This window comes from Mechercharimyces mesophilus, from assembly GCF_059818345.1.
The window spans coordinates 199,720-218,968 of record NZ_JCBAPH010000005.1; the positions used below are offsets into that span (position 1 = coordinate 199,720).

14 protein-coding genes and 3 tRNA genes are annotated in these 19,249 nt (G+C 46.5%); all 17 read right to left on the reverse strand.

What is annotated here, in order from left to right; translation table 11 throughout:
- Positions 1-113 precede the first annotated feature (113 nt).
- The 17 genes from ftsH to mfd all read right to left on the reverse strand — a co-directional run bounded on the left by ftsH (position 114) and on the right by mfd (position 19,199).
- The gene (gene ftsH / locus AC6RGY_RS13645; protein ID WP_499863807.1) at positions 114-2,042 is read right to left on the reverse strand and encodes an ATP-dependent zinc metalloprotease FtsH; all 1,929 of its coding nucleotides are present in this window, start codon (positions 2,040-2,042) and stop codon (positions 114-116) included.
- Between the two features lie 67 nt (positions 2,043-2,109).
- On the reverse strand, positions 2,110-2,649 hold the full coding sequence (gene hpt, locus AC6RGY_RS13650; RefSeq protein ID WP_499863809.1) for a hypoxanthine phosphoribosyltransferase: 540 nt from the start codon (positions 2,647-2,649) through the stop codon (positions 2,110-2,112).
- A 49-nt stretch (positions 2,650-2,698) separates the two neighbouring features.
- Entirely contained in the window at positions 2,699-4,120 is a 1,422-nt protein-coding gene (tilS, locus tag AC6RGY_RS13655; protein ID WP_499863811.1) for a tRNA lysidine(34) synthetase TilS, read from the reverse strand.
- A 633-nt stretch (positions 4,121-4,753) separates the two neighbouring features.
- Entirely contained in the window at positions 4,754-7,219 is a 2,466-nt protein-coding gene (gene spoIIE, locus AC6RGY_RS13660; RefSeq protein ID WP_499863813.1) for a stage II sporulation protein E, read from the reverse strand.
- Positions 7,220-7,701: 482 nt separating this feature from the next.
- Positions 7,702-8,208 (reverse strand): ribonuclease FAU-1 family protein, encoded by a 507-nt coding sequence (locus AC6RGY_RS13665; protein ID WP_499863815.1) that lies wholly within the window; start codon positions 8,206-8,208, stop codon positions 7,702-7,704.
- Positions 8,209-8,281: 73 nt separating this feature from the next.
- Positions 8,282-8,358 (reverse strand) — tRNA-Met (locus tag AC6RGY_RS13670).
- Positions 8,359-8,400: 42 nt separating this feature from the next.
- Positions 8,401-8,476 (reverse strand) — tRNA-Met (locus AC6RGY_RS13675).
- A gap of 117 nt (positions 8,477-8,593) precedes the next feature.
- Positions 8,594-8,669, reverse strand: a tRNA-Met gene (locus AC6RGY_RS13680).
- A gap of 161 nt (positions 8,670-8,830) precedes the next feature.
- Entirely contained in the window at positions 8,831-9,208 is a 378-nt protein-coding gene (locus AC6RGY_RS13685; RefSeq protein WP_499863817.1) for a septum formation initiator family protein, read from the reverse strand.
- A complete protein-coding gene (gene yabQ, locus AC6RGY_RS13690) occupies positions 9,205-9,795 on the reverse strand; it encodes a spore cortex biosynthesis protein YabQ (protein WP_499863819.1) in 591 nt (196 codons plus the stop codon). Before yabQ ends, AC6RGY_RS13685 begins: the two co-directional genes overlap by 4 nt.
- Positions 9,792-10,085 carry a sporulation protein YabP gene (gene yabP, locus AC6RGY_RS13695; RefSeq protein WP_499863821.1) on the reverse strand — a complete coding sequence of 98 codons (294 nt, stop codon included), beginning with the start codon at positions 10,083-10,085 and terminating at the stop codon, positions 9,792-9,794. Before yabP ends, yabQ begins: the two co-directional genes overlap by 4 nt.
- 86 nt (positions 10,086-10,171) lie before the next feature.
- Positions 10,172-10,432: an RNA-binding S4 domain-containing protein gene (locus tag AC6RGY_RS13700; protein ID WP_499863824.1), complete on the reverse strand. Its 261-nt coding sequence runs from the start codon at positions 10,430-10,432 to the stop codon at positions 10,172-10,174.
- A 103-nt stretch (positions 10,433-10,535) separates the two neighbouring features.
- Positions 10,536-12,008: a bifunctional methyltransferase/pyrophosphohydrolase YabN gene (gene yabN, locus AC6RGY_RS13705; protein WP_499863826.1), complete on the reverse strand. Its 1,473-nt coding sequence runs from the start codon at positions 12,006-12,008 to the stop codon at positions 10,536-10,538.
- 31 nt (positions 12,009-12,039) lie between these two features.
- Positions 12,040-13,677, reverse strand: a complete 1,638-nt coding sequence (locus AC6RGY_RS13710; protein WP_499863828.1) for a putative polysaccharide biosynthesis protein — start codon at positions 13,675-13,677, stop codon at positions 12,040-12,042.
- Positions 13,678-13,791: 114 nt separating this feature from the next.
- Positions 13,792-14,334 (reverse strand): stage V sporulation protein T, encoded by a 543-nt coding sequence (gene spoVT / locus AC6RGY_RS13715; protein WP_499863830.1) that lies wholly within the window; start codon positions 14,332-14,334, stop codon positions 13,792-13,794.
- Between the two features lie 181 nt (positions 14,335-14,515).
- On the reverse strand, positions 14,516-15,676 hold the full coding sequence (locus AC6RGY_RS13720) for a peptidylprolyl isomerase (RefSeq protein ID WP_499863832.1): 1,161 nt from the start codon (positions 15,674-15,676) through the stop codon (positions 14,516-14,518).
- Positions 15,663-19,199 carry a transcription-repair coupling factor gene (gene mfd / locus AC6RGY_RS13725; protein ID WP_499863834.1) on the reverse strand — a complete coding sequence of 1,179 codons (3,537 nt, stop codon included), beginning with the start codon at positions 19,197-19,199 and terminating at the stop codon, positions 15,663-15,665. The genes AC6RGY_RS13720 and mfd overlap by 14 nt, the downstream gene beginning before the upstream one ends.
- Positions 19,200-19,249 lie beyond the last annotated feature (50 nt).

The following is a 19,249-nucleotide window of genomic DNA, read 5'->3' on the forward strand; positions in this document are numbered from 1 at the left end:
TGTTTACTCTTTTAAGTGAATGCATAAGGAAGGGGTTGTTCCGCCCGCCTCTTGTCTCGGCTTCGGATACAACCCCCGTGTCCTCATCTCTATCTTCTTCGTGGACTTAGCCTTTATTCGTCGGCATTCTTGTCCTTGTCCTCTGATTCTTTAACCGGAATCTCTTCATTGCTAGCATCTTGCTGGTTTCCTTGAATGTTGACGCGAATCTTTTCATCCAGTTCAGGGTCACCTAGTTTCCCCTTCTCCATCAACTGTTCAATTTCTTCCGCATCCAATGTTTCTTTCACCAACAAGGTTTGCCCCAATAGTTCCAACAGATCCCGTTTTTCTTCAAGCAAATTCTTGGCGCGATCGTAGCATTGACGCATCATATCTTGCATTTCCTGATCAATCTCATACGCGATCGCATCGCTGTAATTGGGCTCATTCCCAATATCGCGTCCCAAGAAGACTTGCCCTCCTTGTGAACGACCAAACTGCATCGGTCCAAGACGATCACTCATACCATATTCCGTAATCATGCTACGGATAATCTGGGTTGCTTTCTCGAAATCATTGTGGGCACCGGTACTGATTTCACCAAAGATGATCTCTTCTGCTACACGACCTCCGAGTAGCCCTGTCACCCGATCCAAGAGTTCATTCTTGGTCATCAAGAAGCGATCTTCTTTCGGCAACATCACCACATATCCACCCGCATTCCCACGAGGGACGACGGTCACCTTGTGTACGGCATCCGCATGTTCGAGGAAGTAACCAACCACCGCATGCCCGCCTTCGTGGTAAGCAATGGTCTTCTTCTCTTTTTGACTGATTACGCGACTCTTCTTCTGAGGACCTGCGATCACGCGATCAATCGCTTCATCCACTTCCGACATCGAGATTAATTTCTTATTTCGTCTCGCCGCCAGCAAAGCCGCTTCATTCAAGAGATTTTCCAAGTCGGCTCCCGTAAAACCGGTTGTCCGCTGTGCAATTACATCCAGCTTCACATCTTCGTCCATCGGCTTGTTCCGAGAATGAACGCGCAGAACAGCTTCCCGACCTTTTACATCAGGGCGGTTAACAATAATCTGCCGGTCAAAACGACCCGGACGCAAGAGAGCAGGGTCCAAGATATCCGGACGGTTGGTCGCCGCCATCATGATGATCCCTTCGTTTGCTCCAAACCCGTCCATTTCCACCAACAGCTGATTCAATGTTTGTTCGCGCTCATCGTGACCGCCACCGAGACCCGCGCCCCGCTGACGACCGACCGCATCGATTTCATCGATAAAGATAATACAAGGCGCATTCTTCTTCGCTGTCTCAAAGAGATCGCGTACGCGCGACGCACCCACACCTACAAACATCTCCACAAAGTCAGACCCGGAAATGCTGAAGAAAGGGACTCCTGCTTCGCCAGCTACTGCGCGCGCTAATAAGGTTTTCCCCGTTCCAGGAGGTCCAGAGAGCAATACACCTTTCGGAATCCGTGCACCCACAGTCGCAAATTTGCGTGGATCTTTGAGGAAATCAACGACTTCTACGAGTTCAGCCTTCTCCTCATCGGCTCCAGCCACATCTCCGAAATTCACCTTTTTCTTCTCGTCATTATACAGTTTGGCTTTGCTCTTACCGAAATTCATGACACGGTTGCCGCCACCCTGTGCCTGATTCATCATAAAGATGAAGAACAGAACGATGAGAAGAATGGGCACCATCGTGGTTAAAAAGGAGAGCCATAAAGAGTCTCCGGGCTCCTCTTCCATCTTCAGCTCGATTCCCTTTTTACTTATATTGGTGATCACCTCATCGAGGGGAGGAGCTTTCGTAATAAAGGTCTTCTCGCTATTTTTGTATGTACCTTCAACGTAGTAAATACCACTTTCTGGTCTTACAGTTGCTGTATCAATCTCACCAGACTCTAACTTCTCCAGATATTTCGTATACGTTAAGTTGTCCGTATCCGTCCCGTTTCCCGCGACCATTTGCACGACCGCGATAGCGACAAGGATGAGGATAATAATGAAAACAACGTTTCGAAAGATGCCTTTCATCCTTGACCTCCTCTCAACTTACCCTTTGTCCATTGTATCATAGCCACTATTTGACTCACAACTAATGTCATCCCTGATAAACTTCCTCTTTTAGCACGCCGATATAAGGCAGGTTGCGGTATTTTTCTGCATAATCCAGCCCGTAGCCAACAACAAACTCATCTGGACAGTCAAAACCATAGTAATCCGGTTTTAAATCAGCCACACGATGGGCCGGCTTGTCTAACAAAGTGACCACCTTGATGGACTCTGCATTGCGATGGTGCAAGAGATCGATTAAGTGACTCAATGTTAGTCCTGTATCGATGATATCTTCAATAATTAAGACATGACGCCCCTCTACACTTGCATCCAGATCTTTAATAATCTTCACAACTCCCGACGACTTGGTCGAAGCACCATAGCTGGATACATCCATAAAGTCCATCTCTAAGGGGATCTCCATCGCACGTACCAGGTCTGCCATGAAGGGAGCTGCTCCTTTCAGTACGCAAATACAGAGTGGATTTAGCCCTTGGTAAGCTGTTGTCAACTCCTTACCCAGTTTATCCACTGCGCGGGCGATGGCCTCTTCGGAAAATAACACCTTCTTCATATCGTCGTGCATAAGAACCTCCTAGAAATATATGTACTCTTTTCCCGTATACTTAGGTATCTCAAACCTCTACCCTTTCCCATTCAAGCATGAGCACCTCCGTCGTGGTTGGGCAAACAAGTCCCCACTCTGCACGCCTCATGCCAGGGATCCAAATAATTGTATCCCCGTGACAGACAAGTGGGATCCTATCGCGCTGATTGACGGGAATCTTCTCATCAATAAATAAGTCTTTTACTTTTTTCGTCCCTGCAAGCCCCAGTGGCTGAATCCGATCCCCCGGGCGACGAGTCCGCACTACCAGCGGTTTGCTTATCTGCCTGCGATCAAATACCGCAGAAGAATGGCAAGAACTTGCTGGTTTATCAGAAGGAAGTGCCCAGCGGGCCCGCAATTCTCCCGAAGCGATAGGCAATACCGTCTTACCCGGTATATCGACCTCCACTTCCCTCACTTCTGCTCCTTCGCCTTTACACTCACTAGATAGCGCTGGACATTGGATAATGAGCTCCTCGTACTGACGTTTAACTTGCCATCCACCAACGACATTCATCTTCACAGATGGATGGGGATGTTCGGCAAGGTAGAGGATTTGGGCGATGGTTTGTCTTGTTGCTTCTTTGGTTTGTGCAGAGGACAGATAATTTAATATTAGTTTAATCAGTCTCCGTTGTAAAGCAAGTGGAAATTTCCGCAGACGGTCACGAGCAAGACGGAGAGATTGAGCAGTCTTTTCAATAACCACCTCGTCCCATGCTTCATGGACGAAACGTTTCCAAGCCTCTTCTTCTTCCGCCACCTGATCCACCAAGTCCAGTATATGGTCTTTCACGCGTGGCTCCACTTCTACTAAAGGGGGAAGGAGTTGATGTCGCACGCGATTCCGCAAATATTTAAGGGACTGATTGCTTGAGTCTTGACGCGGAAAAATCCCCACTTGTCGGCAATAGACATCGATCTCGGTACGAGAAATAGCCAAGAAGGGACGGAAAATGGTCAAGGGGGGCATCCAACGGCTTTTCGGTATTCCCCTTAACCCGCTCACTCCCGTCCCTCGCAAGAGACGGAGGAAGAAGGTTTCTACTTGATCATCGGCATGGTGACCCAATGCCAGCTTGCCGGCACCCGTTTGCTCCGCTACCCTTACAAACGCCTGGTACCGCAGGCGCCGAGCCATATCTTGTACATTTCCTTTTCCCTTATGTAACGATGCCTGAACCGAAGCCACCTCTTCATAAAAGGGAATCTTCCACTCCTGACAACAAGTTTCAACGTAGCGAGCATCCGCTTCACTCTCTTCCCCGCGTAACTGATGATTCACGTGTACGGCGATCACTACAATGCCCAACTGGGGGGCAAGTTGCTGGAGGGAATAAAGTAGGGCCATGGAGTCAGCTCCACCAGAAACACCAACGAGTACGCGATCACCCGCCGAGACCCATTGATGCTGCGCCAGCTGGTCAGCGAGCACTTCTGTTAACATCTTCCCCCAACCCCCTCTCCGCTAGTACTCCGTTTTGCCAAATGGGGTAACCCTCCACTCCTTCCTCACTACACCTCCGTCCAAAACTGAGAAAGTTAAAGATTACACCACTATAATTTTTCACATTGTATCCGCTTTCCCACTGAAAATCAACTGGTGCCTATTGGGACTTCAATCCATAAGATCTCTTTGATTTCCCGATCACGCTTTCGATACGATGTCCACTCCTATAGTAGCGAGGTCACTTCTACTCTATATCATGAAGATAACGCCGTGGGAGTTTCCCATTTTCTCGCCCACCTTCCAACCATTCTTAGGGTGAACTCTCACCCTTATCTTTAACGGCCGTTTTTCTATTTCGTGAAATCAAGTTTCATTAGATGGAGACTTCATAGAAATTGCAGGAAACAGGACCACTCCCTCTTCTCCCCTGCTCCCTGCAAAAAATCGCTCTTGTCCATTCCCCTTCTACTATGCTCGCTTCCTCACTCCTCTCACAGAATCATTGTTCTCTGCCTTCCACTCCCTTCCTTGCCACCTTGATCTTCCTCTTGTTCGCTGTCTCGATCACTTCATGCTTTCCTCTATCCTCCTCTCTCTTTTTCCCACCTTTCGATTCTCATTCACTCCCTCTTATCCAGCTTGTGGCCTTTCCACTGGGCTCACTCCCGGGATACGGATGGTGGTCCACTCGGGCGTGTGTCGTTGCACCCGTGCGACCACGACGGTCATATCATCTTCGATTTGTCCATCATGATAACGGATCACCTTCTCTAAGAGGCAATCAGCAAATCCTTGCGGATCTTTTGTTTCAATTTCAGATATGAGTCGTTTCATAAAGGCTTCCTTGTTCGTTGCATGTGCAGGGGCATCATAGATACCATCAGTCATCATAATGACGAGGTCCCCAGGTTGTAAGGAGGCTTGTACCGGTTCGACATCAATTTCTTGTAAGATGCCCACAGGTAAATTCTCTCCTTCCACTTTCCATACTTCTTGCCCTCTCTTAACGAAGCCAGGCGTTCCTCCGCTTTTGAGGAAACGCGCATCTGCTGAGTTTAAATCCACCACGGCTAAATCCACTGTGGCGAACACCTCATCCATTGAGCGCAAATTGAGAATAGAATTGACGGTTTTCACTGCTTTCTGTTCGTTCATGCCAGCTGTCAATAATCGCCGCAGAAGCTGCAGGGCCGCGTTACTCTCTTGTTGCGCTCGATGACCATTCCCCATTCCATCACTGACGGCGACAACATATTTTCCCGTCCCTAAGTTAAGGTAACAATAACTATCTCCCGATAAAAATTGGCCTCCTTTGGCCGCTCCCGCTACTCCTGTCTTCACTTCAAAGCGTTGTGCTGAACCCAAGGTAATAACCGCTCCCGCCGACCGTCCCTGAATCACTTTGCGGTGAACAGCAATCGGTTCGCCCACAATTTCCGTCAAGAGAGGAGCCACCAATTTACGGCACTCATCCAAGGCATCACCATGCGGAAGTGTCACCTCGATCTCTACTTTTCCTTCCTCTAAATTTAATACCTCCACCTGTTGAATAGACAGTCCTAACTCTTCTAGAGCCTGATGAATGTGACTCTCTTGCGCTGTCAAGACTTGTGATTCCTGTTGAATTTCATCTGAAAAATCCTTCATCACTTCGGCTACACCGGTCAGTTGATCCGATACTAATCGGTTAGCCTCTTTCAACCTTTCCCACCACTTCATATCTCGTTCATACACTTCATAGCGTGCTTGAATCGAGTCCACCACTTTCTGCGCTTTTACACAATGCTCTGCCCAGAACCACGGCACCTTGATCCGTTGACTCCCTCCAACTTCCACCATCGTCATCAACTCTGACATGCCTTGATAACTTCTCATAAATTGTTTCTCCCAGCATTGTTCAAATTTATGACAAGTGCGGCAAGTCTGATCTACCGTAGCAGAGATAAAGCGATTCATGTACGCCTCATCTTGCTGACGAATCTCCCCTCCATCTTCGCGGAATCGATCAGATAATTCTTGGAATAATTCCGTTAACTGATCCAGCTTGGCTGCTGTCACATCACGTAAACGCCTTGCATACTCCTGTTGCGTTTTCCCATACTCTTCGGTCCCTGGGACCATCTTCTTCAATGATTGATAGACCGATTCAGGGGTGAGCAAGAAAAGTCCGATCGCCACCCCCGTCTCCATTATAGAGATCCAGACTGCCGTGATCCCTTGCCCGTACAATGCTAACATTGTACTTCCTAACACAAACCCCAATGCCACCCCCCATCGTTTCCCTTCCCGAAAGAGTCCTGCCAATAGACCCGCAAATGCGAGCATACTGATCTGCACCAACGCCTCTGGTTTTGACAAACATAAAATGGTGCCCGCTACCACCCCTACCGCCGCCCCCACCATGGAACCTCCAACGAGTGCTAGTACAAGAATCAAGTACTGGGATAATATATGAGCGATCGACACCCCCTCCCACTCCCATCCCATGGCCCCCGTTAAAACAGAACTGATAAGAATGACCAGGCTGATCATCTCTTCATTGCGTAACTTCATCTGTCGCCTTCGTGCGGTAAATAAGGGAAGTGCTTGCAAAAAGATAAGGGAGAGAATAACGCTCAGCAATATGTCCACTCCAGCGAGTAATGCCACGTAAGTAGACCAGCCCTCCCATGCCAGCAAACCGAGATGGGCCAAACTGGATGCAGTAAAGACGACGAACGGCAGATCATTGATTTGTCCCCGTCCGATCCACATCCATCCTTTCTGTACAACAAGAAGTGTAAGCAAGAGAATGGTTAACCAGCCCGCATGCTCCACAGAGTGAGTCAACGCCCCACCAATACAAGCCACCATGGCCAAAGGCCAAAAGCGAGTCCCAATATGAAAGATCACAGCGATGAATGCAACAGTAAAGGGAGAGACAACTTCCATGATCATGGCCCTTCCTAGTAAAAAGCCCATGAGAAGAAGCGGAAGGTTCCATGTCGTCATGAGTTGCCGCCACATCCTCTTCCCACTCTGCTTCCCTTTATCCATCCAGTCCAGTCCTCTTATCGAGTTATCCAGCTTGTCCAATAATGCAGAACCGATCATCATCGTATAAGCACCTCCGCTAAAATTTTCCGTGTGCCACCCATTATAGCGAGGGCTATTTAATAAGTTTGTCAAAATCGCTGTCATAAATAAATAATTTTCCGACAATGACGGCTAAGCTGAACTTCTCTCGTTTCTTCTCTTCTTTTTCGCTTGAGGGATTGCTAAAAACAAACACACGATCCCTTCTTTTCCTTCCTTCCCTCCCGGTCTCCTTGTATGTCCTTGTCGAGGCGACACCAAAAGAAGGGGGAATCGACAAACGTTCTGCTAACTTCCCCTTATCTCCTACAAAGCTTTTTCACAGGTAGAAATAAAAAAACACCCGATTCCGTACGGAACAGGGGGGTAAAAGGGTGGATAAATAGTAGGTTTTAGCTTCCTATCTGATCTCAGATAAGGCTAGAGAAAAGAACACCAGTCGACAAAAGAGGCTCGGAGTCCCGCTATCTATTCAGGTATTCCGCTTCATCCTCATCAAAGTTTTATTCATGGTAGGATGAATCTAGTGGGTGCATTTCAATTTTATGTAAGTCGGTTGGGATCAACGACCGTTTCATATGGAGTTGAATCATCTTATGTAAAGTCTTCAAGGCATGGACTTGTTGTCGCTTCTTCAGTTGTCCTTTTTCTATAGAAACAGCAAACTCATCAATATCAATCACATGATATTGCCCATCGGGGTAAATGATGAGGTCTAAGAGCAAATCCACCATGACATACCGCAAACGGCTTGTTTGCCTCATATCCATCACATCACAATAGAAGTAAAGGAATTTGCCACTACGATCAAACACTTTGGATATGGTATATCCTTTTTTCACAAAATAATAGGTGAGGAAAATGCGCTTTCCATCTGGATTTGGATATTGGGTTGCGAAGCAGTGACGTCCGCGCCAATCACGTACTTCTTCTGTGTAGGTTTTATTAATCGTAGTAAATTTGATCTTCTTAATGGTAACATCCACAATACCTCCTACCCCCCATCGCATGTATGAAAAAAGAAGGCGTTAGGAAGAACCCTCGCGGTACGAAGGTTGCCCCACGCCTTCCCCTTGTATCCTATGGTAGCGGCGGAGGGTCTCGAACCCCCAACCTCACGGGTATGAACCGTACGCTCTATCCAGTTGAGCTACGCCGCCATAAGAATCGTAAGAAGCAAGAAGCTCTTACTTCGGTTTGGTTGGTTGCGGGGGCAGGACTTGAACCTGCGACCTTTGGGTTATGAGCCCAACGAGCTACCAACTGCTCCACCCCGCGGCAATCAAATATGCTGTCTGTCCGTGACACAAGGACTATTCTATAACTGTACGCTCTATCCAGTCGAGCTACGCCACCATAAGAATCATCGGAAGAAATTCTTCCTCCGATTTGGATTGGTTGCGGAGGCAGGACTTGAACCTGCGACCTTTGGGTTATGAGCCCAACGAGCTACCAACTGCTCCACCCCGCGACAATCAAATATGATGACCTGTCTGTGTCACAAGGACTATTATACACAGGATAAATGATTAATGTCAAGAGAAATCCGCAAGGTTTTTTTCATTCGTTGTTCCCCCTGTTACACAAAACAAACCGACTGCTTGTCCTACTCTCAAACAGTCGGTTGCTCTCTCATTGATCTGGATCTGCATATGCTTCTTCTCCAGGCATTTGATAGCCAAACTGACGAGCTAAGTACTCCATATACTCTGTCGTTTGCAAACGCTTCATATCTTCTTCCAGCTCTTTTTTTTCACTCTTTTCAGTGGCCAGTTCTTCTTTTTTCTCTTGATAGGCCGCTTCTTTCGCACTCACCTGTAGTGATTGATAGATAAGTTCAAATCCGCTCCAGAGGATAAAAGCAATCATCACCATCAACCATAAACGTCGTCGTCTCTTCACTCCTGGTGCGAGCGGTTTCTTCTTGCGCTTGCTCGGCTCTTCACCCCCTGCAGGACGGGCAGCATCAAACGAAAGAACCGAGGATGTTTCTCGTTGCGATTGTTTCAAGAGTCATCATCCTTTGTTTTGTTATTCATTAACCACTTTCGTAGCCACCCTATCCGTTGTTTCCATGGCCTCCCCACCTTCTTCATCCATTGCACAAGCGGAAGCAATGGCGTTACTATCCACTTGATCATAGGCGAGCATACATACCACAGAAAGCGTGCACAGGAGCGTAGTACACGCCAAAGCGCTAGCAGAATCCACTGCAAAAGACTCCAAGACCAAGCCAGCGGACCCCCGATAAGGAGATAAAGAATACGGAGGAAGTGATAAAGTATTCTCTCAATCAATGAAAGGACCCATTGAAACAAACGGAATACATACTGGCTAAACCATCGGGCGTAGACAGCATACCCACCAATCACAGCTACAAACACATAGATCCGCAATTGTCCCCAATTACTATAAAACAAGAGGCCAAACACGAGAGAGACGCAAACCATCCAGTACATGAAATCCACCAGGGTAACCGTCCAACCACGGAGAGAAAAGCGATGAAGGAGCACACGGTGCCCATCCCAGATCGCACCCATTAACCAGCCGGAGCCCATCATAAAAAAGAACGTTATCCACTGGGTTGACAGGGTCACCGGAACAACCTGCCAAACATGCCCTTCACTTTTTCAGACCTTCCTGTCCCATCATCCAGATAGCTCATCTCGTAGAAATTGCCTTCGATGGACACACTTCCTTGTGAAAGATCCAAATTTTTTATGTGGAGTCCCTCGCCACGAATCCCCAAGTAACCATAATCGGTGTTTAACAAAAACTCCTCACTATCAAAGCTTTCTACGCTCGTAACCCCGCTAACCTCTAGCGTATTGCGATTCACCATCGCAATTTCATGCCGACTGCCTTGCAAGTAGATTTCCTCTTCCATCCCCTGTCCCTCCTTTTGCTTCTATCATATGGACAGATAGGACGAGTTAGAACCAGCTTCAGGCGACACGTCATCTTTTAAAAAGCTTATTCTTGAAGGCTTTTTTCCTCCAGTAGGGTGTAAAGCGTCTGTGACTCTTCCTTGCGTACCTTTTCTTGTAGGGACTCCACACGGACTTTGATGCGCTTGTGGCCAAAGCGAATGGAAATTTCATCTCCTACGCCTACCACCGTCCCTGCCTTTGCTTGATTGTTATTCACTTCAACACGCCCCTGATCACACACTTCTTTCGCTAACGTTCTTCGTTTGATTAAACGAGAGATTTTCAAATATTTATCTAGACGCATAACAAATTCTCCTTTATTCTTCGGTGAATAGTGATTTCTCTATGGTGATTGAAAACCCCAGTGAGTATAGATTCGGGATCCGAAGAGAAACTCCTTTTTTCCTTCATCTTTCGGTGGATTCCTCTTTCTTCGCCTCTTCCCACCACACATCCATCTGTGCAAGGGTGAGTTCCGTCAATGATATCTTCTTCTCCTGCGCACGTTGTTCGATGTATTGAAAACGGCTCATCGCCTTGCGACAAGTTTGCAACAGTGACTGTTCGGCATCCAAACCAAAATGGTGGGCGAATGCGATCACGACAAAGAGAAGATCCCCTAATTCCGCAGCTCGTTCCTCTGAGGTATTCGCTTGATAAAGCTCCTCCAGCTCTTCTAACACCTTAGGCCGAATCTCGTCTACATTTTCCCAGTCAAAACCTACACTGGATAACCGTTTATGTAGCTTCTGTGCACGCAAGATAGCAGGGAATGTCGTCGGAATCCCTTCTAGAAGTGATGCTTCCTGCTCCCCACGCTCTTCCTGCTTTAACTTCTCCCAGTTGGCTTTCACTTCGTCTGCACCCGTTGCCGTCTGATCCCCAAACACATGAGGATGTCGTCGAATCATTTTATCGGATAAGCGCTCGATAACATCAGAAATATCAAATGTTCCTTCATCCCGACCAATTTGTGCATGCAACAGCACTTGCAATAGAACATCGCCTAACTCATCCGCCATGGAATCTGGATCGCCTTCTGCTTCTGCCTCTAAGAATTCGTAAGCTTCCTCTAATAGATAAGGGCGCAAGCTCTCATGGGTCTGCTTCTGATCCCAAGGACATCCACCTGGTCCACGCAACTTCGCAATAACTCCAGTTACAAAGTCAAAACGGCGATAAAGAACCGCTTCGTCTAATTGTGGTGGTACATACACAATGCTGCGGTTGTCCCAAGTCTCCAGTCGATCCAATTCATATAACGGGATCGAGAGAATCCGTTCTTCACCCTCCACACCTAAGCTAGAAGCCACCTGTATAAGAGTTTCATCTGGTAGGTGTTCCATTAAAGATAATTTCACTTCCGAAGCAGTCAACGGATCATACACTTGGCAAAAAATTTGATGCAAGTGTGGGTTGATCTGTTCGCTTTCCAATTGCGAAGCATCCAACATCTGAAATCCTTCGATCGGATCAAACTGCAATCGAGCAAAGGCAGCATCCAGAAAGCTATGTCCGCCCACTATCTCCACATCTACTCCCTGTTCTTGCCCTCTTGCGAGCAATAGTTGGACGGTTTGCTCTGCCACCATTGGATGGCCAGGAACAGCATAGATCAGCGTACCTTCTCCTCCTGATACCTGCGCCTGTTTCAATAAATGTTCTGCAATCTCCTCGTAGACTGAGAAAAAATCATCATGTTTTTCATAGATCGTATCGAGCGAAGTAAGATGAATCCCTTCTCTCTCCAACCACTTGGCTACTGGATGATCGATCGTACGCACAAACACTTGGTCTGCTCTTTGCAAACGACGATACATTCCCAAACTTAAATCATTTTCATCTCCGGCACCTAGTCCCATAATCCCTATCTTAGCCAAACGCACACACCTCCAGGTGATTCTCTTATGGTTATTCTGTTCGTAAAAGCTTCCACTTCTCCAACCAAGGAATGAGTCGTTTTTGTTTCCCAGAAGATAGCTTTTCAAGATCCTTCCTCGTGATGACAGAAGATCGGAAAAGGACCACCGGATAAAGGAACGCCCCGATTGTCACAGCGATCAAGGACACCCCTGTCATCATCAACCGTGAGTGAGCTAGACTTTCCCCAAAGTACATACTGACCCAAATCGGGATTCCGGCTCCCCCTATCAGTGCTAGCAAGGCAAACAGGATTCCTTTCCACTTCTCTCCCAATCGGAAGATGCCCTTTGTTAGATAGCGATGCAAAAGCCAACTATTAAGAAACATCGCACTGGCATAGCCGATGACAGTCGCCACAGCGGCTCCAGCAATGCCCCACACCGGGACGAGAAGCAGATTCCCTAGTAACTTACATATAGCTCCCAATAGTAAGTGAAAAGCAGGCCGTTTCACTTCTCCATACCCTTGTAAGATAGCGGTTGAAACCATCAATAAGGTAGCAAACAAGATAGAAAACGCTAATAAGGCCAGTGTCCACGAGCCCGCTTGATCCTCATATAACATGATATTGACGGGCCTTGCTACGATGAACAATCCAATGGTAGCGGGCAACCCCAACAGCAAAGTGAAGCGCATCGCCGCCGCCCCTCCACTAGCCGCCCGCTCCGTATCGCCTGCTGTTTGTGCCTCTGAGATAGCAGGCACAATGGACAACGCCAATGCTCCTGCAAAGAACGAACCAAATTGAATAAGCGGTTGTCCTCGATCGAATACTCCTTTCGCTTCGATGGCTAGCCTCTCTTCCCAACCACTAAACATCAAGAAGTTGGATACAGTAAAGGAATCGATCAATCCAAATAGAGGAAAGATTAATGAACCAATACATATAGGAACAGAGAGCTGAATTAACTGCTTGGTAAATCGAGACGTGGCAGGGGAAGACGAGTGGGGCAGGCTCTCCATCTCCTCTTTCCTTTTCTTAGTTATACGGAATCCGACCTGTTTCCATAAGACCACCAATGCAGCTACTGCTCCAACAAACGCTGCAAACAAAGCGGCAGCACCTGCATAAACCACACCATAACCCGCATTCATAATCCACCAAGACAGGAAGAGAATCACCGTGACACGCACCAATTGTTCGACCACTTGTGAAACCGCAGTTGGTAACATCTGTTGCTGTCCTTGTGAATACCCTCGCAACACCGCCACGATCGGAATAATAAGAAGTGCCCAAGAAGCCGCACGTATGGGCAAAGTTAAGAGCTCAGCACTTCCCATCCAACCAGCGATCACGGGGGCGCCTCCATATAGCAATAAGAAAGTGAAGACACCAAAAAGCCCCAATACCTTAAGGGAGTGTCGCAAGAGGAGATAAGCGGAAGCATCGTCCCCTCTTGCGAACTTTTCAGAAACCATCTTGGAGATGGCTACCGGAAATCCAGCTGTCGCAAAGATGAACAAGATACTATACAGCGGATACACTTGCTGATAAACAAACATCCCCGCATCCCCAGTCAGATTTTGATACGGAATACGATACAGAGCCCCCAGCAACTTGCTGATAAAAGCAGCTACCGCTAAGATGAGTGCTCCTTTGACAAAGGAGGATTCGTTTTTTCCCACCTTCATCCTCCTTTCCATTGCAACGAATCCCATTATACACAGTCCCGGCAGAAAGTAAAACATAAAAAAAGCAGGCCGGGGATAGCCTGCCACCATACGTTATCAAATGTTAGATTATTGCTCCATCTGCTTACCCAAGAAAGCAGCTGCAGTCATGGCGATTTTCTCTTCTAATTCTCCCATTTGCGCCTCCCCTTCTTTCGCAAGGATCACCACCACACCGATTGGGTCACCCCCAGCAACGATGGGAGAAAGGACGTAAGCTTGATACGACTCGTCCAAATCACGAATAATCTTCCCATTCTCCGGAGAATTCTCTATTACCTTACGCCTTTGCTCCATACTCTCTTCCAGGAGTTCACCTACCGGTTTATCTAAGTACTCTTTTTTAGAAGTACCAGCAACAGCAATGACATGATCACGGTCACATATGAGGACAAGGTGTTGCAAGCTATCATGGATGGATTCCGCATACTCTTGCGCGAAATCGCCCAACTCTCCAATAGGGGAGTACTTCTTGAGAATCACTTCCCCATCGCGGTCAACAAAGATTTCCAGCGGATCTCCTTCTCGAATACGAAGTGTCCGCCGGATTTCCTTCGGGATCACGACCCGTCCTAAGTCGTCAATCCGCCGAACGATACCAGTCGCTTTCATCAATCATGATGCCTCGCTTTCTGTATCAATTATCGTTTGTTTGCCAAACTTGCCATCTGTGTAAGTACGCCCATAGTATTCATCCATTAACAGCAATATTATGCACCTTTTCCTTCCTGTCATATTATAGAAAATCGTCATAAATAAAAAAAGCGAGGCATCTGCCTCGCTCCGATCGATATTACTCTTCTTCTTTTTTCTCTTCTGCTGACTTATCTTCTGCTTGCTTGTCCTCTGCTTGGCTATCTTTACTGGCATCGTCTTTCTTTTCGGTTTCACTGCTTTCTTCGTTAGCAGGAGCTTCTTTATTTTCCTCCTGTGCTTTTTCAAAATCAGGCAGTTTCACCTTGCTTAGTTCCATCTCTTCAAAACGCTTCTTAAAGACTTCGGAGATAATTCCGTTTTTCTGTGCTTCTTCTAAATCAGCAAACTTTTTCTCTCCCCGCTCCAATACCTTGATGACATGGTAGCCAAATTGACTTTTTATCGGTTTACCCACTTCATTTAGGGCCTGTGATTGCGCCGCTTCAGAAAATGCAGGGTCCCACTGATCGGCCGTACCTGTAATTTCTCCACCTTGTTGAGCTGAACCAGGATCTTCCGACTTCTCTTTCGCTAGCTTTGCGAAGTCTGCTCCCTCATCCAACTGCTTCTTAATATCCTCTGCTAACTTTTTCGCTTCTTCTTCTGTACGTGGTTGTGGTTCTTTATTCTCATCTTCTTTATTAGGAATGGGCTGCATGGTAGAGATGAGGATGTGTTGAAGCTTAATAACTTCTGTCTTTTCACCTTCAGCCTCTTTCTCTAACTGGGTAATCACTCTTTCTTGTTGGGTGATGAAGTTTTCTAATTGTTCTTTTGTAGCCCCTGATTCTTCTAATTTGCTCTCTAAAGTAACTTCATCTTTAGATCCTTCAGACCCATTTTGTTGCGCTTTCCCCATCATTTTCATTTGTTCTTCCAATTGTTTAATCTGTTCTTTTACTGCGTCTTCAATTTCTTTGGTCACTTCAACTTCACTCGCTACTGTCTTTCGTGTAGCATATTGTTTCAATAAATCTTCCTGAATTTGTGGTTGCGCTTTTAAGTACGCTTCCATTTGACCTTGTTGAAAGAAGTTATTCAAGTTTAAAAAGAGGTTAAATTCACCCTGCGTAATCTTTCCACCGTCATATTCAGCGATCACTTTATCTCCTGTCGTCATGAGAGGCCAATTTGTCTCACTCGTTACTCCCTCGTTGGCTCCTTCTTCTACCTTTTCATTGTTACACCCTGTCAGTAACATCGAGAGTGCGAGCGCCATAACCATCGCGATTGTTAAGAACTTCTTAATTGGCTGCATTCTGAAATGCTCCTTTCATTAGCACGGACTCATATTTTAGGAGAAATTGCTCAACTATTTCCAATGCCTTTTCAAAGCTTAGACCACGAACGCGGAAGATGATCCCGATTCGCTCGCCCGATGACAACCGAATCCGTCCTGGAAACTCTTGTGCCAATTGAAAGAGCTTCTGTCCATCGATTGCTTGGTTCTGACTCGGATGTAGCTTCATCACAATCTCATGTTCTTTTTGTATCATACTTTCTACTTGGTATCCAATGCAATAGGCACGCAAGCGAGAGATTCGTAGTAATGTTTGCACAGGTAATGGCAAATCTCCAAAGCGGTCTTCAATTTCTTCTTCTAAATCACTAGCTTCTTCCAGGGTTTGTACCGCCCGAATCTTTTTGTAGATTTCAATTTTTTGTTTCCCGTCTTCAATATAAGTAGAGGGAATATAAGCATCTGCCTTCAATTCGACCTCTGGCTCTTGGCTTGGCAACTTATCTTCTTGGCCCTCTTTTTCTTGAATGGCTTCTTTCAACATCTGACTATACAGCTCAAAACCTACACTAGCGATATGTCCATGTTGTTCCGCTCCTAATAAGTTACCAGCCCCCCGAATCGATAAATCTCTCATGGCTATTTTAAACCCTGAGCCGAGTTCTGTAAATTCACGAATTGCTTGTAGCCGCTTCTCAGCCACTTCAGAAAGCACTTTATCCCGTTGATAAGTAAAGTAAGCGTAAGCAATACGATTGGAACGACCCACGCGACCACGCAATTGATAGAGCTGTGATAAGCCCATTTTATCCGCATCATAAATAATAAGGGTATTCACATTAGGAATATCGACGCCGGTCTCAATAATGGTGGTACTTACTAGAACATCTGTTTCCCCGTCCAGAAAGTCCAACATCACACGCTCTAATTCCGTCTCTTTCATTTGTCCATGGGCGATTGCCACACGTGCTTCTGGTACCAACATTTGAATCTGCTCGGCCATCTGGTCGATGCTTTGTACCTGATTATACAAAAAGTAAACTTGCCCGCCTCGACCAATCTCCCGCTCCACTACTTCCCGTACAAGCGCTCCCGAGTATTCCAACACATAGGTTTGTACCGGAAAGCGGTTCTCAGGTGGGGTCTCAATCACAGACAAGTCCCGCACACCCACCATACTCATGTGTAACGTCCTTGGGATCGGAGTTGCCGTCAAGGTGAGGACATCCAAATTATGTTTTAACTCTTTGATCTTTTCCTTATGTTTCACACCAAAGCGTTGCTCTTCATCAATAATTAATAGGCCTAAGTCCTTGTACTCCACATCTTTGGAGAGCAGGCGGTGCGTTCCGATCACAATATCGACCGTTCCTTGTCCCACCCCTTGAATCGTTTCCTTCTGTTCCTTGCGGCTTCGAAAACGGCTCAGCACACGAATTTGTACAGGATAGTCGGAAAAACGTTCGCTAAAGGTTTCGAAATGCTGTTGTGCCAAGATGGTAGTCGGGACCAGTACAGCCACCTGTTTCCCATCCATCGTTGCTTTAAACGCTGCCCGAATGGCCACTTCTGTTTTTCCGTAGCCCACATCACCACATAAAAGGCAGTCCATCGGCTGTTCGCTCTCCATGTTTTTCTTAATCTCCTGGATGGAGCGCAACTGATCGGGTGTTTCCTCATAGGGAAATAACGATTCGAATTCACGTTGATAAGGGGTATCTGGACTGAAAGAGAAGCCTTTGGCCTGCTTCCGTTTGGCATAGAGTTGAATTAAGTCAGAAGCAATATCTTCTACAGAGGAGCGAACCTTGTTCTTTACCTTGCTCCATTCACTTCCACCTAGGCTATAAACACGTGGTTTTCTCTCTTCTCCCCCAATGTATTTTTGCACCTGATCAATTTGATCGATCGGCACGTACAATTTATCGTTGCCCGCATACTGAACAAGAAGATAATCTTTATGAAGTCCGCCTACTTCTAGTGTTTCAATTCCAATATACCGACCAATTCCGTGGTTGACATGAACCACATAATCGCCCGGCTTCAAGTCTTGATAATCTTTGATTTTCTCCGCATGATCCACTTTGCTAGGAGGGCGCTTTCGCCTTTGTTTCTGTGTAAAAACTTCTCCTTCCGTTACCACAACCAAGCGAGTTCCTGTTAACTCAAAGCCGTTTTGCAATGCCCCTACATAAATGACTGGTTTTCCTACCTGGGGAATCCGCTCTTTCTTATCAAAAACCACTTCCATATCATAATCGGCTAAAATACGTTCCAATCGCTCCGCTCGCTCTTCGCTACTTGCCGTAAAAACCACACGATAATTGGATTTGTACCATCGATCCCACTCGCCTTTTAATACATGCATCTGCCCATGGAATTGTTGCATACTGCGGCTGATAAACTGCACGATATTTTGCGGTTGGGTTCCGGGAACCTGGCGCATAAAGAGAGAGAGATAAACACGTGGATGTTCCACTTCAAAGCATTCCTCATAGGTAAGAGAAATCTTAATATTAGGTAAGAACTCCCCTTGCTGCAATAAGGCGGTTTGCCATTCCCCTTCTTCGCGATCCATTTGTTTAGCCGTTTCCATGATACGTGCTGGTTCATCCATCATAAGGAGGGTGTCTTTAGGCATATAATCTAGCAAGTTCTCATATTGCGGATAGAGAACAGAAATATATTTATACAGCCCTGTAAAAGGAGTGGCCGCTTGCAACTGCTCTATCTCCCACCCAATTTTTTCTGCTAACTTCTCTTTTAGTTCCGTGTTTTTTATCTGCTTTGAGCGCGCTTTCAACATTTCCTTCACTTGTTCTCCAGCGCGTTGAAACACTTCAGCTCCAGCAAACAGCTCTTGTGCAGGTGGAACCACAATCGACTGCTGTTTTTCTAATGAGCGTTGGTCCGTTACGGAAAACGAGCGAATCGAATCTACTTCGTCATCAAACCACTCAATGCGGACCGGAGCATCAAACGTGACAGGATAAAGGTCCATGATTCCCCCACGGACACTAAACTCCCCTCGTCTCTCCACCATTTCCACCCGTTCGTAACCGATTTCAACGAGACGTTCCGACATCGGTCCGATGGGAGAAACATCACCAACCTGCAAGGGAATGTGACCCCGCTTCATCACTTTCTTAGGAAGTAAGAGCTTTCGCATCCCGGCAAAAGGAACAACCAAAACGCCAGAAAACCCCTGTGCTAACTTGGATAACACATCCATCCGTTCAACAAAAGTCTCCTGACTAGACAAAGCAATTTCAGTCGTAACCACTTCATTAGCGGGATACAATAACACTTCATCTGCCGGCAGCCACTCAGAAAGATCTTCTGCTGTTTTTTGCGCTTGGTTTAAATTGTGGGTTACCACAACCAATGATCGCTTTGTTTCCCGATAGAGGGAAGCGAGGTATAAACTACGGGCAGCACCGTTGAGACCCGCCACCAACTGTTCGGGTAACTTAGCCTTTATCCCTTCGAAGGTAGACTGAAAGTCAGGATCTTGGCGAAACATCTGAATAAACGATTCCAATTCTAAATTTCCTCCTTCCATTAAAAAAAATATGAAAAGTTCGTTCAATA

Coding starts and splice junctions, on each gene's coding strand:
- tilS (WP_499863811.1), bottom strand. CDS start 4,120: ATGTTAACAGAAGTGCTCGCTGACCAGCTGGCGCAGCATCAATGGGTC.
- ftsH (WP_499863807.1), bottom strand. CDS start 2,042: ATGAAAGGCATCTTTCGAAACGTTGTTTTCATTATTATCCTCATCCTT.
- spoVT (WP_499863830.1), bottom strand. CDS start 14,334: ATGAAAGCGACTGGTATCGTTCGGCGGATTGACGACTTAGGACGGGTC.
- AC6RGY_RS13700 (WP_499863824.1), bottom strand. CDS start 10,432: ATGCGTCTAGATAAATATTTGAAAATCTCTCGTTTAATCAAACGAAGA.
- AC6RGY_RS13665 (WP_499863815.1), bottom strand. CDS start 8,208: ATGCGATGGGGGGTAGGAGGTATTGTGGATGTTACCATTAAGAAGATC.
- hpt (WP_499863809.1), bottom strand. CDS start 2,649: ATGCACGACGATATGAAGAAGGTGTTATTTTCCGAAGAGGCCATCGCC.
- yabP (WP_499863821.1), bottom strand. CDS start 10,085: ATGGAAGAGGAAATCTACTTGCAAGGCAGTCGGCATGAAATTGCGATG.
- spoIIE (WP_499863813.1), bottom strand. CDS start 7,219: ATGATGATCGGTTCTGCATTATTGGACAAGCTGGATAACTCGATAAGA.
- AC6RGY_RS13720 (WP_499863832.1), bottom strand. CDS start 15,676: ATGCAGCCAATTAAGAAGTTCTTAACAATCGCGATGGTTATGGCGCTC.